This window comes from Shewanella sp. A32 (genome assembly GCF_029167175.1).
GTDB lineage: Bacteria > Pseudomonadota > Gammaproteobacteria > Enterobacterales > Shewanellaceae > Shewanella > Shewanella yunxiaonensis.
Genome location: NZ_JARFTS010000002.1, coordinates 269,462 through 283,427, shown reverse-complemented (window position 1 = coordinate 283,427; position 13,966 = coordinate 269,462). Strand labels below are relative to the sequence as shown.

The window sequence follows — 13,966 nt, the reverse complement described above, 5'->3', positions numbered from 1 at the left end:
GCTAGCGGAAAGAGTCAATGGCATACTGAAGCAAGAGTTTTTCCTGTATCGATGTAAAACGCTGGAAGAGCTGAAGAGACTTGTTCGAGAATCGATAGCGATATATAACGAAATGAGACCGCACCTGAGTTTAGATATGGCAACACCCAATCAGGTGCACAATAGAAAAGGCCAGCTACGGGAGCTGGCCTAAAAACTGTCAACCTATCTTAGGACGGGACACTGATTAGCGACGCAGACCCAGTTTCTGGATCAGAGCAGCATAACGCTCTGCATCTTTCTTCTGCAGGTAGCTCAGCAGCTTACGGCGAGAGCTAACCATACGCAACAGACCACGGCGAGAGTGGTGATCTTTAGCATGTTCTTTGAAGTGATCCTGCAGATGGTTAATCTGGGCAGTCAGCAGGGCAACCTGAACTTCTGGTGAACCAGTATCGTTTTCGCCACGGCCAAATTCAGCCAGGATTTCAGCTTTCTTTTCAGTACTTAGTGACATGAGTCTCTCCAAATATTTAATCAAATTACCTTAGCCGATCACTAACTCAGCCAAGGGCGCAGAATAATAACCTGTTAGCCCTAGCAGCGCAAGCTCAGTCGATAGAGTTTTCGTGCATGACCATCAACCGCTTAGGTGCCAATAAACCATCATCATTCATGATGCCTACACCAATGAAACGATGCGCCTCTCCCAGCGTAATCCGCACTAACTCTCCAGGTTTCAGGCCATTGGCTCGCACGGGATTACCATTGAGCAAATATGCCCCCAACGCTTCCGGGACATTACATTCTTCCAGGTCAGCTACGGCTGCATCTGCGGGTAACAACAATGGATCTAATAACTGGGACGGCACAATATTCTGCGCGATGGCATCATCTAACAGCTGTTGCAGTTGTTCCAACGTCACCATGCGTTCAGTAGGGTAACGGCCGACCTGCAGCCGCCGCAGCATAATCACATGCGCGCCACAACCGAGCATTTCGCCCAAGTCGTCAATAATGGTCCGGATATATGTGCCTTTGGAACAATGAATTTCCAGCGTCAGTTCATCGTCATTCAGCGCTATGAACGTTAGTTCATAAACAGTGATGGGACGGGCTTCTCTGGGAACCTCTTTGCCCTCGCGGGCATACTTATATAGCGGTTGCCCTTGATACTTAAGTGCCGAAAACATTGAAGGCACCTGCATGGTATCGCCGCGAAAGTGATCCAGCGCCGCGTCCAACTGCACTGCACTGAAAGCCAATGGTCGCTGACTGACCACTTCACCATCGGCATCACTGGTATCAGTACGAACGCCGAGTTTAGCGGTCACCAGATAGCGTTTATCCGCATCCAGAAGATGCTGAGAAAACTTGGTCGCCTCTCCCAAACAGATCGGCAACATCCCGGTAGCCAGTGGATCCAGTGCTCCAGTGTGCCCGGCCTTAACGGCGTTATAAATCCGCTTCACTCTCTGTAAGGCGTGGTTGGAGCTCATGCCGGTGGGTTTATCCAGCAACACAACGCCATCCACGAAACGGCCCTTAGGTCGTTTTGCCATCAGTTGTTTTCCTCGTCCGCTGGCGCTTCATCATCATGGTCAAATTGCTCGTGCTTTGCCTTGTCGCTGTTAATCACCTGAGTAACCAGGTTGGACATCCGCATACCTTCAACCAGTGATTTGTCATACACGAAACGTAACTCCGGCATCACCCGCAACTGCATTCTGCCGGCCACCAGGGTACGGACATAAGGTGCCGCCTTGGTCAGCGCCGCCATTTTTTCCTGGATACGTTCAGGGTCTTCCTCAAACAAGGTGACATATACCTTAGCGAAACTGAGATCGCGTGACACGTCGACATCATTGACAGTCACCATGCCTATCCGAGGATCTTTCATGTCGCGTTGCAACACAAACGCCAGTTCCTGTTGCAGCTGCTGTGCTATGCGTCGGGTACGGCTGAATTCTCTTGCCATTGTAATATTCCCCCAAAATCAATAAAGGCGGCCGAAGCCGCCCTTTTCGTCGCAGTCACCGTTACAGAGTTCGGGCTACTTCGACAGTTTCGAACACTTCGATCTGGTCGCCTACGCGAACATCATTATAGTTCTTCACCCCGATACCACATTCAGTACCTGAGCGAACTTCAGCGACGTCGTCTTTAAAGCGACGCAATGACTCCAGTTCACCTTCGTAAATCACTACGTTGTCACGCAGCACACGGATAGGCGCACTGCGCTTCACCAGACCTTCTGTCACCATACAACCCGCGATAGCGCCGAGTTTAGGAGACTTGAACACATCGCGAACTTCCGCCATACCGATGATCTGCTGCTTGAACTCAGGAGCCAGCATACCACTCATCGCGGCTTTCACTTCGTCGATCAGGTCGTAGATCACGCTATAGTAGCGCAGATCAACACTTTCGCTTTCGATGGTCTTACGTGCCTGAGAATCGGCACGGACGTTGAAGCCCACCATAATCGCGTTAGACGCAGCAGCCAAAGTCGCATCAGTTTCGGTCAGGGCACCCACACCGCTAGCGATGATGTTCACTTTCACTTCATCGGTAGACAGTTTGGTCAAAGAGTCAGAAATCGCTTCCAGAGAACCTTGAACGTCCGCCTTCAGTACGATATTCAGTTCCTGAACTTCGCCTTCAGTCATGTTGGCGAACATGTTTTCCAGTTTCGCCTTCTGCTGACGCGCCAGTTTCACTTCACGGAATTTACCCTGACGATACAGCGCCACTTCGCGAGCCTTACGCTCATCTTTAACAACAGTTGCTTCGTCACCTGCAGATGGCACACCTGACAGCCCGAGAATTTCTACCGGGATAGATGGGCCAGCTTCAGTGATACTATTACCGTCTTCATCTTTCATGGCGCGAACTTTACCGTATTCCAGACCACAGAGTACGATATCGCCTTGATGCAGCGTACCTTCCTGAACCAATACCGTCGCGACAGGACCGCGGCCCTTATCCAGTTTGGATTCGATAACCACACCAGCGGCCATACCGTCTCTGACAGCGGTCAGTTCCAGAACTTCAGCTTCCAGCAGAATGGTTTCCAGCAACTCTTCAACACCTTGTCCGGTCTTGGCAGACACGTAAACAAACATGTTTTCGCCGCCCCATTCTTCGGACATTACGCCATACTGCGACAATTCGCTCTTCACGCGTTCCACATCGGCTTCAGGCTTATCAATCTTGTTGACTGCCACAATCAGTGGTACACCACCGGCTTTAGCATGCTGAATAGCTTCAATGGTCTGAGGCATCACGCCGTCATCTGCAGCAACAACCAGGATCACAATATCAGTAGCCTGAGCACCACGAGCACGCATTGCGGTAAAGGCGGCGTGTCCGGGAGTATCCAGGAAAGTGATCATGCCGTTGTCAGTCTGCACATGGTAAGCACCGATGTGCTGGGTAATACCACCGGCTTCGCCCGCTGCCACTTTGGTGCGGCGGATGTAGTCCAGCAAAGAAGTTTTACCATGGTCAACGTGGCCCATGATGGTCACAACCGGGGCACGAGGCTCAACTTTAACATCTTCGCCATCGCGATCAGCCAGCACTTCATGTTCCAGTTCGTTTTCACGCACCAGGATAACTTTATGGCCCATCTCTTCAGCAACCAGTTGAGCAGTTTCCTGATCGAGTACCTGGTTAATGGTCACCATAGAGCCCATCTTCATCATCATTTTGATGATTTCAGCGGCTTTCACTGCCATGCGCTGAGCCAGATCGGCAACCGTAATGGTTTCACCAATACGTACGTCACGGTTAACCGCAACCACTGGCTTATTAAAGCCATGCTTCATAGACTGTGGCGCTTTTGAACGCAATACACGTTCTTTGCCACCATCCCGGCTTAGGCGTTCTTCTTTTGAACGTTTCTTGCCAGAGTGCTTATGACGGTTGCGACGACCAGAACGTTCTTCGTCCATATCACTGGTATCTTCTGCGGCACGGGCCACTTTAGAGGTGGTGATATGATGATCGTTACGAGTCTCGGCTTCCACACGCTGGCGTTCTTCGTCGGCCCAACGCTTTTCATTCTCTTCAGCCAAACGACGCGCTTCTGCAGCCGCTTTCGCAGCTTCTTCATCCGCTTTACGACGCACGGCTGCGTCCTGAACCGCTTTCAATCGAGCAGCTTCCACGCGCGCAGCTTCTGCCGCAGCCGCCTCTTCCGGCGTTAATTCTTTCTTAGCCTTAGCAACGTCGTCTTTGTCAGCTTCGACAACAGCGGCTTCCGCCTTTGCTTTTGCAGCGGCTTCAGCTTTTGCCTTCGCTTTTGCCTTGGCTTCAGCGTCTGCTTGGGCAGCTTTAGCTTTCGCCTCGGCTTCGGCCTTCGCTTTCTCTGCCGCTTCGGCTTCAGCTTTTGCCTTAGCTTCGGCTTCCGCTTCAGCCTGACGAGCTAATTCGGCTGGATCACGTTTCACGAAAGTGCGTTTTTTACGCACTTCAACTTTCACATCTTTAGACTGGCCACCGGTGCCGGAAACACTCAATGTAGACACAGTTTTACGCTGCAGAGTCATACGCGCAGGAGCCCCTTCCAGGCCATGTTGCTGTTTCAAATATTCCAGCAATTGATGTTTTTCCGATTCGGTCACGCGATCATTGCGCTTTTTTTTCATACCGGCTTTGGAAAATTGTTCGATCAGTCGATCAACATCTTTTCCGACTTCCGTGGCCAGCTTTTCTACAGTAGTTTCTGCCATCAGTTACTTCCCCCTGTTGATCGACTTACTCTTCATCGCCAAACCAACAGATGTTGCGGGCCGCCATGATAAGCTCACCTGCTTTCTCTTCTGTCATTTGCTCAATTTCGATCAAATCATCTACGCCTTGTTCGGCTAAATCTTCAAGAGTCACAATGCCTTTGCTGGCAAGAATAAATGCGGTATGACGATCCATACCGGACAATTCCAGTAACTCTTCACTCGGTTGTGCGCCATCCAGAGCTTCCTCAGAAGCCAGCGCCCGGGTAGACAAAGCCGCTTTGGCGCGTTCTCTCAGCGCATTGACAATATCTTCATCAAACCCTTCAATGGATAACAATTCGGAAGTCGGTACATAGGCGACCTCTTCCAGCGTTGCAAATCCTTCATCAGCCAGTACTTGGGCAAAATCTTCGTCCACGTGTAACGCATTCATGAACAAGTGTGTCACCTTGGCACTTTCAGCCTGATGTTTAGCGTGCATCTCTGCAACAGTCATAACGTTGAGCTCCCAGCCAGTCAGCTGAGTGGCCAGACGCACGTTTTGACCGTTACGACCGATGGCTTGTGCCAGGCTATCTGCTTCAACAGCAATATCCATTGCATGTTTATCTTCATCAACAATGATGGAAGACACATCGGCGGGTGCCATAGCGTTGATAACAAATTGTGCTGGATTATCGTCCCACAGCACGATATCAATACGCTCACCACCTAATTCATTGGTCACGGCCTGCACACGAGCGCCACGCATCCCAACGCAAGCGCCGATAGGATCGATACGGCGGTCGTTAGATTTAACCGCAATCTTGGCACGTGAACCTGGGTCACGTGCGGCGCCCATCACTTCGATCATTTCGTCTGCAATTTCAGGAACTTCGACGCGGAAAAGCTCGATCAACATTTCCGGCTTAGAACGCGTCAAAAATAGCTGAGCACCTCGTGCCTCTGGACGCACAGCATACAGCAACGAACGCACACGATCGCCTGGACGGAAGGTTTCTCGTGGGATCAAATCTTCTTTATATAATACGCCATCGGCATTGCTACCCAAATCGACAATCACGCTGTCGCGGTTGGATTTTTTCACCACGCCGGTCACCAGTTCGCCCTCTTTATCGAGGAACTGTTCCACCACCTGGGCACGTTCAGCTTCACGTACTTTCTGCACGATCACTTGTTTAGCCGTCTGGGTAGTGATGCGATCGAACTGCACTGATTCAATCTCATCTTCAACATAATCACCGGCTTGGATTTCCGGGTTTTCGAATTGCGCAGCTTCCAGCGTAATCTCGCGATACGGGTTTTCCAGCGCTTGACCTTGGTTGTCGATAACCAGCCAGCGACGGAAAGTCTCGTAATCACCAGTTTTGCGATCGATGGCTACACGCACATCAATATCGCCTTCATATTTCTTTTTAGTAGCAGTAGCCAGCGCAATTTCCAAGGCTTCGAAAATCTTCTCACGGGGTACGGCTTTTTCATTGGACACCGCTTCAGCGACCAGCAAAATATCTTTATTCATCGTCTTGCCTCGTTCACCTTGAATCCATCAAAACTTTGCAATTAAATTGCCCTTACGGATGTTATCCAAGGCAATCGTCAATTCACTACCGGACACGTCGAGGGCGATCATCTGTCCCTCTACCCGTAATACGGTACCTTTCAAATTGCGACTACCCGCTACCGGCATAGTCAGCTGAACTTTTACCTCTTCACCGGTATACATCTGGTACTGTTCAGCAGTGAACAGTGGCCGATCTAAGCCAGGGGAAGATACTTCCAGTGTATATTCTGAAGCAATGGGATCTTCAACATCCAATAACGAGCTTACCTGTCGACTGGCATTAGCACAGTCTTCAACATTAATGCCTTGCTCGCTGTCGATGAATAAGCGCAGTGTTGAATGTTTGCCAGCGTTGACAAATTCAATCCCCCACAACTGGTATCCCAGCGCTTCGATGGTCGGCTTTAACATCTCTTCGAGTTTTGACTCTAAAGTTGCCAAATTACACTCCTGAAAACAAAAAAAGGGCCATAGAGCCCCGATATCACACCACCTTTATAGGCAGCAAAATACTACATCCCAGATAACAAAAAACCCCGTTTACTACGAGGTTCTTCTTATTTTATTACCTGTAATTCAGTACTGATTTCTTGAAAAATTCAATACCGGGAACTGGTTGCGGGGGCCGGATTTGAACCGACGACCTTCGGGTTATGAGCCCGACGAGCTACCAGGCTGCTCCACCCCGCGTCAATTGCAGCAAGTTTACTGATTCGACCTTCAACTTGCAATAACTCAGGAATATTAATGTCTTTTCCTGGCTATATGAATGGTGCCGAGGGCGGGACTTGAACCCGCACGACCGTTAGGTCACAGCCACCTCAAGGCTGCGCGTCTACCAATTTCACCACCCCGGCGAATTCTATTAATCAGGAATTTTATTCTCTGATTTTGGCGCTTGATTTTCTGGTTGTGGTGCTTGCTGAGTTTGCTCAGTAGTACCAAGATTCTTCCAAGAATCTTCCTGTTTGCTGTGGTTAGCACTCATGTTGCCAATCACCAGACTCAGGATAAAGAAAATTATCGCCAATACCGCTGTAGATCGGGTCAGGAAATTGCCTGAACCAGAGGATCCAAACAGCGTTGCTGAAGCACCGGCACCAAAAGATGCGCCCATGTCAGCGCCTTTACCTTGCTGGATCAAGATTAAAAAGACCAATCCCAACGCTACCAACAAGTAAACAACTATCAGAACTTCATACATAACTTATGCGCTCATCGCTATGGTACATAAACTCAAAAATTCGGTAGAGTTTAAACTGGCACCACCTATTAGTCCACCATCCACATCTGGCTGTGCGAATAAATCCGCAGCATTTGTTGGTGTAACACTGCCACCATAGAGAATGCGGATGTTTTCTCCAATGAATGGAGAAACCTCGGAAAGTCGCTTACGAATAAACGCATGAACTTCTTGCGCCTGTTCTGGCGTTGCACTCTTCCCGGTACCTACGGCCCACAGTGGCTCATAGGCAATAATTGCGTTATCAAAAGCCATGGTGCCATTCTTTTCGATCACCACATCCAGCTCTTCAGCAATGACTTCAAAGGTTCGTCTTGCTTCACGGGCCGGTCCTGATTCACCCACACAGAGTATTGGTGTCAGGCCATGCTTTTGAGCAGCAGCAAACTTATCTGCAACGATGTTGCTGGTTTCGCCGTACATTCTGCGACGCTCGGAATGCCCGATAATCACATAACGACAACCCACTTCACTTAACATCGCACCAGAGATTTCTCCGGTATAGGCACCAAAATCGTGCTGACTCAAATTTTGCGCACCCATACGCACAATAGAGCCGTTAAGCGCGTCTTTATTGGCTTCCATTTGCTGCCTTACGCTTTCCAGGTAAACCGTCGGTGGACACAGTACAACTTCCACAGCGTCGTTATGTAGCTTAGCGGCGAACTTTTTGAATAGCTCTTGCGCTAACTGCGCATTGCCATTCATTTTCCAGTTGCCGGCGACCATTGGGCGTCTGAGAGCCATCACCATCTCCTTTGAAAGCGGCGTGAATAATAGCGAACCACTTATGAAGTTACAATACCAGTCTGGGTAATTTTTGCGATTTGCCGTGTGTTCGACTAAATTTTACGCTCAAAGGCAGTAAATGCCTACTTTAAAAAAACTAACCCATTAATTTAATTATATTATTCTCTTATCAGCTAACTGACTGCGCTAGTGACTGACGCCGCTATTTGCTCAGCATAATGACGCACTAAGGCTTCATCATCTCCTTCAACCATCACCCGGATCAGCGGTTCGGTACCTGACTTTCGCAATAGCACACGGCCACGTTCACCCAGTGAACGTTCAACTTCTGCCACCGCAAATTTAACTTCGTCTGCTTGCAAAGGATCTACCGCGCCTTCATAACGCACATTGACTAACACTTGTGGTAACAGCGTAATTGGCGCTATAAGCTCCTCAAGCGTCATATCGCTGCGGCGCATTGCTGCGAGCACTTGAATACCGGCGACAATGCCATCACCTGTGGTGCCATGATCAAGGTTGACGATATGACCGGAATTTTCGCCGCCGATGCGCCAACCTTTGTCTAACAGCAGCTCCATCACATAACGGTCACCGACCTTAGAACGTAGGAATGGGATGTTCAGCGCTTTTAAGGCTAACTCCAGACCGAGATTGGACATCTGAGTGCCGACAACTCCGCCCTTAAGCACGCCGCGATTCAGCGCATCTTTGGCGAGGATATAAAGAATTTTATCGCCATCAATGACTTCCCCATGACGATTGACCATCATGATACGATCGCCATCACCATCTAGGGCAATGCCTAAATCTGCATTTTCTGCCAGCACGGTTTCACAGATTTTTGCCATCGAGGTGGCACCGACCTGGTCATTAATGTTGGTACCGTTTGGCTTGTCACCAATGACGACCACTTCAGCACCCAGTTCGCGAAATACATTTGGCGCAATATGGTAGGTTGCCCCGTGGGCACAATCGATGACTAATTTAAGACCTTCCAGTGTCTGATCAGCCGGAAAGTTCCCTTTACAGTACTCAATATAGCGTCCAGCGGCATCAGTAATACGAGAAACTTTTCCTAACTGAAGCGATTCGACACAATCTAATGGTTTTTCCAGCTCCGCTTCAATTTCCAGTTCAAGCTCGTCATCCAGCTTGGTGCCCTTAGAGGAAAAGAATTTGATGCCATTATCATAATAGGGATTGTGTGAAGCGCTGATCACCACGCCTGCCTCTGCACGAAAAGTACGTGTCAGATAAGCAACGGCTGGTGTGGGCATCGGCCCCATCAGCATTACGTTCAATCCAGCGGCGGATAACCCTGCCTCCAACGCCGATTCAAACATATAACCAGAGATACGAGTGTCTTTGCCAATCAACACTTTTTTAGTACCCGTACGAGACAGAACCCGTCCTGCGGCCCACCCCAGTTTTAATGCCAATTCCGGCGTCATTTTGCCGGAACCAACTTTGCCGCGGACACCATCGGTGCCAAAAAATTTTCTTGTAGAACTCACGTTTGTTGGCTCCATAACTCTGCCAAGGACAGAGCTATCTGTAATATTTATGATATTTAGTATGCCTTTCGCGTTGCCGCGAGTACCTTCAACACATCCAGCGTTTCCGGTACATCATGTACTCGAATAATATGGGCGCCATTAATCGCCGCCAGTAGTGCCCCACTCAGGCTACCCGCTAACCGTTCAGCAACCGGACGCCCCAAAAGATTGCCTATCATACTCTTGCGCGACAAACCGATCAGCAGTGGTAAATCAAATTTGGCGAAATCCTGCAGGTGAGCCAATAGCTGATAATTATGTTCTACCGTTTTCCCAAAACCAAATCCGGGGTCCAATAATAGTAGCTCTTTAGGTAAGCCAGCAGCTTCACAACTAGTGATACGTTCAATGAAGAAATCATCAACGTCTTTTAACAGGTTTTCATAATGCGGGGCAGACTGCATCGTACGGGGTTGCCCTTGCATATGCATAATGCATACTGGCACTTGTAACTTAGCAGCGACTTCCATCGCCCCCGGTTCGGTAAGACTGCGGATGTCGTTGATTAAATGTGCGCCTGCAGCGACAGATGCCTCCATCACCTCAGGTTTACTGGTGTCCACAGAAACCCAAACATCGGAGTTAGCGACGATATACTCCACCAACGGAACCACTCGGGCGAGCTCCTCAGCAACACTCACTTCCGCAGCGCCTGGTCGAGTAGATTCGCCGCCAATATCAATAAAGTGCGTCCCCGCCGCTATCATTGCATCGGCATGACGACACGCGGCGTCGAATGCGCGAAATTGCCCACCATCAGAAAAAGAATCCGGAGTAACATTGAGTATGCCCATCACTTTGGGCTCATCTAAATTCAGGCGTTTTGTGCCCGACACCAATTCAAACACCCTGCCTCCTATGTGCGTATTCATTTAATACGCTGGCATTTCACATTCAGAAAACAGAAAACCCCTTCCGGGGTTTTCTAAAGCACACAATCTTATTGCTTAATGCGTTTCACCAGGTTTACTCAAATCTGCCTGAGAAGCATCATCTTTAGGTTCTTCCACGTGTGGCTTTTGACCATTGCTACCATCTGAAGAGCCCTTATCGTCCATGTTCCAATCAGCAGGTGCACGCACCTCACGACGAGCCATCAAATCTGCAATCTGGTTGGCATCAATCGTTTCGTACTTGATCAACGCATCCTTCATCGCATGCAGAATATCGAGGTTATCGTTCAACAACTGACGTGCTCGCTGATAATTACGCTCAATTAACGCTTTCACTTCAGCATCGATGATCGCCGCAGTCTCGTCAGACATGTGCTTTGCCTTAGCCATTGAGCGGCCGAGGAAAACTTCACCTTCTTCTTCTGCGTACAACAGGGGACCTAGCTTATCGGAGAACCCCCATTGGGTCACCATGTTGCGGGCAATCGCTGTTGCCTGTTTGATGTCCTGAGAAGCACCTGTCGATACTTTTTCAGGGCCATAAATAATCTCTTCCGCCAACCGACCGCCATAAGCCACAGAAATTCGGCTTTCCAGCTTACGTCGGTTTTCACTGATTGAATCAGCTTCCGGCAGGAAGAATGTTACCCCCAAAGCACGACCACGAGGAATGATAGTGACTTTATGCACGGGGTCATGTTCCGGTACCAAGCAGCCGACAATGGCGTGGCCAGCTTCATGATAGGCGGTGGATTCTTTCTCCTGCTCTGACATCACCATAGAACGACGTTCAGCACCCATCATGATCTTATCTTTGGCGCGTTCAAACTCTTCCATGGTCACTACACGGCGGTTACCACGGGCAGCGAACAAAGCGGCTTCATTCACCAAGTTAGCCAAATCGGCACCAGAGAAACCTGGGGTACCACGGGCAATCACGCTGGCCTGCACATCATCTGCCACCGGGATTTTGCGCATGTGGACCTTAAGGATCTGCTCACGTCCGCGCACGTCGGGTAAACCCACCACGACCTGACGGTCAAAACGTCCGGGACGCAATAGTGCCGCATCCAGCACATCCGGGCGGTTAGTTGCGGCAATCACGATAACGCCTTCGTTACCTTCAAAGCCGTCCATTTCCACCAAGAGCTGGTTAAGGGTTTGTTCACGCTCGTCATGACCACCACCCAAACCGGCACCACGTTGACGACCCACCGCATCAATTTCGTCAATGAAGATAATACAAGGCGCGGACTTTTTAGCTTGTTCAAACATGTCGCGGACACGAGAAGCACCGACACCGACAAACATTTCAACAAAATCTGAACCGGAAATCGTAAAGAAAGGCACTTTCGCTTCACCGGCAATTGCCTTTGCCAGCAAAGTTTTACCTGTTCCTGGCGGGCCGACCATCAATACCCCAGTAGGAATACGGCCACCCAGTTTCTGGAATTTGGTTGGATCACGCAGGTAATCCACCATTTCCTTCACTTCTTCTTTAGCTTCATCACAACCGGCCACATCGGCGAAGGTGGTTTTGATCTGATCTTCACTCATTAACTTGGCTTTGCTCTTACCAAAGGACATTGCGCCTTTGCCGCCACCGCCCTGCATCTGACGCATGAAGAAAATCCACACGCCGATTAGCAGCAACATTGGGAACCAAGAGATGAAGATTTGTGTCAGGAAACCCGATTCCTCAGCTTCCTGGCCTTTCATATTCACGCCTTTACGGTCCAGATCATTAATCAAATCCTGATCGTAAATGGGCATAACGGTGACAAATTTCTCACCGCCTTTGGTTACGCCCTCGATGGTGCGCTGATCGCTTTTAAATTCAACAGAAGCAACCTGCCCAGAACGAACATCATCCAGAAACGTGGAATATTCCATCTTCTGCGACGAGGAAGAAGACGGCGAGAATCCTTGGAATACGGACATCAGCACAACGGCAATGACCACCCAAAGGATCAGATTTTTAGCCATGTCACTCAATTATTAAACCTCTCAGTCTTGAGACTTACTCTTTCAGGTTACTACAACTTGTAGCCGGTAGCCACCAGATACACTTCGCGAGAACGTGCTCTGGAAGACTCTGGCTTACGGGTTCTGACTGTCGTAAAAGCTTGCTTAACGGCTTTCATAAACTCGTCAAAACCCTCCCCCTGAAATACTTTGACAGCAAAACTGCCACCGGGTGCCAATACCTGATGACACATATCGAGTGCCAACTCCACCAGATACATGGCTCTTGGCTGATCCATCGCATCAGAACCGCTCATATTCGGTGCCATATCCGACAAAACAACATCAACCTTGTCGTCACCCACCATTTCTAACAAGGTCGCGAGTACCGATTCTTCACGAAAATCGCCCTGAAGGAAATCGACGCCCACGATTGGGTCCATCGGTAAAATATCACAAGCGACTAATTTTCCCTGTTCACCCACTAACTTAACCGCGACCTGAGACCAGCCACCAGGAGCCGCCCCCAAATCGACGACGGTCATGCCGGGCTTAATCAGCTGATCCTTCTGTTGCAACTCTTCAAGCTTAAAAGCTGCCCGTGAACGCAAACCGCGCTTCTGAGCCAACTTCACATAATGATCATCAAAGTGTTCTTGCATCCAGCGCGTTGAGCTGGCGCTACGTTTTTTCCCTACCATCAAACATCCGCAACAAATCAGAGTTACACGAAAGTGATATAAGGGTAGAATATCGGCTTTTCAACAGTAACTCAGCAAAAGTTGGTAAAAATGAACCTGACAACCAAACAGAAACAGTATCTGAAAGGGCTGGCCCACAGTCTGAAGCCAGTGGTACTGCTTGGTGCCAATGGCTTGACTGAAGGGGTACTGGCTGAAATTGATAACGCACTTGCCTACCATGAACTGATCAAAGTTAAGGTAGCAGCAGAAGATCGCGAACTGAAACATGCCATCGTTGATGCCATCACTCGCGAAACTCAGTCTGAAAAAGTGCAGGTTATCGGGCATGTACTGGTGTTATATCGCCAGTCTGAAGAGAAAAAAATCGCTTTGCCTAAAGCCAAATAACACCCTTCAACAAAAAGGCCACCTTAATGGGTGGTCTTTTTGTTTACCTTAGTCTCGGGCTATTTTGACAATACTCAATTAAGTCAGTCTTAATTCATCGTCTGCACGCCAACTGGAAAATCTTGTAAAAAAGTTATTTACTAGAGCTGACATATGCAAAAGCCGCCATTAAGGCGGCTTTTT

General features: G+C 49.2%; 14 protein-coding genes and 2 tRNA genes. 2 read left to right on the top strand and 14 right to left on the bottom strand.

Going from position 1 to position 13,966, the window contains the following annotated elements; genetic code table 11:
* The coding region (locus PY479_RS03270; protein ID WP_275482861.1) for an integrase core domain-containing protein at nucleotides 1–193 on the top strand (193 nt) is incomplete at its 5' end.
* Nucleotides 194–226: 33 nt separating this feature from the next.
* Here PY479_RS03270 and rpsO read toward each other — a convergent pair.
* The 14 genes from rpsO to rlmE all read right to left on the bottom strand — a co-directional run bounded on the left by rpsO (nucleotide 227) and on the right by rlmE (nucleotide 13,393).
* Nucleotides 227–496, bottom strand: a complete 270-nt coding sequence (gene rpsO / locus PY479_RS03265; protein ID WP_212595642.1) for a 30S ribosomal protein S15 — start codon at nucleotides 494–496, stop codon at nucleotides 227–229.
* 94 nt (nucleotides 497–590) lie between these two features.
* On the bottom strand, nucleotides 591–1,541 hold the full coding sequence (gene truB / locus PY479_RS03260) for a tRNA pseudouridine(55) synthase TruB (protein ID WP_275482860.1): 951 nt from the start codon (nucleotides 1,539–1,541) through the stop codon (nucleotides 591–593).
* On the bottom strand, nucleotides 1,541–1,957 hold the full coding sequence (gene rbfA, locus PY479_RS03255) for a 30S ribosome-binding factor RbfA (RefSeq protein ID WP_212595640.1): 417 nt from the start codon (nucleotides 1,955–1,957) through the stop codon (nucleotides 1,541–1,543). The genes truB and rbfA overlap by 1 nt, the downstream gene beginning before the upstream one ends.
* A 61-nt stretch (nucleotides 1,958–2,018) precedes the next feature.
* Nucleotides 2,019–4,715, bottom strand: coding sequence for a translation initiation factor IF-2 (gene infB / locus PY479_RS03250; protein ID WP_275482859.1), 2,697 nt, complete (start codon nucleotides 4,713–4,715; stop codon nucleotides 2,019–2,021).
* Nucleotides 4,716–4,740: 25 nt separating this feature from the next.
* Nucleotides 4,741–6,240 (bottom strand): transcription termination factor NusA, encoded by a 1,500-nt coding sequence (nusA, locus tag PY479_RS03245; protein WP_212595638.1) that lies wholly within the window; start codon nucleotides 6,238–6,240, stop codon nucleotides 4,741–4,743.
* Between the two features lie 27 nt (nucleotides 6,241–6,267).
* Entirely contained in the window at nucleotides 6,268–6,723 is a 456-nt protein-coding gene (gene rimP, locus PY479_RS03240; RefSeq protein ID WP_212595637.1) for a ribosome maturation factor RimP, read from the bottom strand.
* A 172-nt stretch (nucleotides 6,724–6,895) separates the two neighbouring features.
* A tRNA-Met gene (locus PY479_RS03235) sits at nucleotides 6,896–6,972 on the bottom strand.
* An 80-nt stretch (nucleotides 6,973–7,052) separates the two neighbouring features.
* Nucleotides 7,053–7,139: transfer RNA gene (locus tag PY479_RS03230), tRNA-Leu, on the bottom strand.
* A gap of 8 nt (nucleotides 7,140–7,147) precedes the next feature.
* The gene (gene secG, locus PY479_RS03225; RefSeq protein ID WP_212595636.1) at nucleotides 7,148–7,486 is read right to left on the bottom strand and encodes a preprotein translocase subunit SecG; all 339 of its coding nucleotides are present in this window, start codon (nucleotides 7,484–7,486) and stop codon (nucleotides 7,148–7,150) included.
* 3 nt (nucleotides 7,487–7,489) lie between these two features.
* The gene (gene tpiA, locus PY479_RS03220; RefSeq protein WP_212595635.1) at nucleotides 7,490–8,272 is read right to left on the bottom strand and encodes a triose-phosphate isomerase; all 783 of its coding nucleotides are present in this window, start codon (nucleotides 8,270–8,272) and stop codon (nucleotides 7,490–7,492) included.
* Between the two features lie 176 nt (nucleotides 8,273–8,448).
* The gene (gene glmM, locus PY479_RS03215; RefSeq protein ID WP_228730416.1) at nucleotides 8,449–9,792 is read right to left on the bottom strand and encodes a phosphoglucosamine mutase; all 1,344 of its coding nucleotides are present in this window, start codon (nucleotides 9,790–9,792) and stop codon (nucleotides 8,449–8,451) included.
* Between the two features lie 56 nt (nucleotides 9,793–9,848).
* The gene (gene folP, locus PY479_RS03210; RefSeq protein WP_275482858.1) at nucleotides 9,849–10,682 is read right to left on the bottom strand and encodes a dihydropteroate synthase; all 834 of its coding nucleotides are present in this window, start codon (nucleotides 10,680–10,682) and stop codon (nucleotides 9,849–9,851) included.
* Between the two features lie 99 nt (nucleotides 10,683–10,781).
* Nucleotides 10,782–12,722, bottom strand: a complete 1,941-nt coding sequence (gene ftsH / locus PY479_RS03205; RefSeq protein WP_212595632.1) for an ATP-dependent zinc metalloprotease FtsH — start codon at nucleotides 12,720–12,722, stop codon at nucleotides 10,782–10,784.
* A gap of 41 nt (nucleotides 12,723–12,763) precedes the next feature.
* Entirely contained in the window at nucleotides 12,764–13,393 is a 630-nt protein-coding gene (gene rlmE, locus PY479_RS03200) for a 23S rRNA (uridine(2552)-2'-O)-methyltransferase RlmE (protein ID WP_275482857.1), read from the bottom strand.
* 90 nt (nucleotides 13,394–13,483) lie between these two features.
* Here rlmE and yhbY point away from each other — a divergent pair, with 90 nt between their 5' ends.
* Complete coding sequence (gene yhbY / locus PY479_RS03195; protein WP_212595630.1) at nucleotides 13,484–13,783, top strand: ribosome assembly RNA-binding protein YhbY; 300 nt, start codon at nucleotides 13,484–13,486, stop codon at nucleotides 13,781–13,783.
* Nucleotides 13,784–13,966: the final 183 nt, after the last annotated feature.

Coding starts and splice junctions, on each gene's coding strand:
- rpsO (WP_212595642.1), bottom strand. CDS start 496: ATGTCACTAAGTACTGAAAAGAAAGCTGAAATCCTGGCTGAATTTGGC.
- truB (WP_275482860.1), bottom strand. CDS start 1,541: ATGGCAAAACGACCTAAGGGCCGTTTCGTGGATGGCGTTGTGTTGCTG.
- rbfA (WP_212595640.1), bottom strand. CDS start 1,957: ATGGCAAGAGAATTCAGCCGTACCCGACGCATAGCACAGCAGCTGCAA.
- infB (WP_275482859.1), bottom strand. CDS start 4,715: ATGGCAGAAACTACTGTAGAAAAGCTGGCCACGGAAGTCGGAAAAGAT.
- nusA (WP_212595638.1), bottom strand. CDS start 6,240: ATGAATAAAGATATTTTGCTGGTCGCTGAAGCGGTGTCCAATGAAAAA.
- secG (WP_212595636.1), bottom strand. CDS start 7,486: ATGTATGAAGTTCTGATAGTTGTTTACTTGTTGGTAGCGTTGGGATTG.
- tpiA (WP_212595635.1), bottom strand. CDS start 8,272: ATGGCTCTCAGACGCCCAATGGTCGCCGGCAACTGGAAAATGAATGGC.
- rlmE (WP_275482857.1), bottom strand. CDS start 13,393: ATGGTAGGGAAAAAACGTAGCGCCAGCTCAACGCGCTGGATGCAAGAA.
- yhbY (WP_212595630.1), top strand. CDS start 13,484: ATGAACCTGACAACCAAACAGAAACAGTATCTGAAAGGGCTGGCCCAC.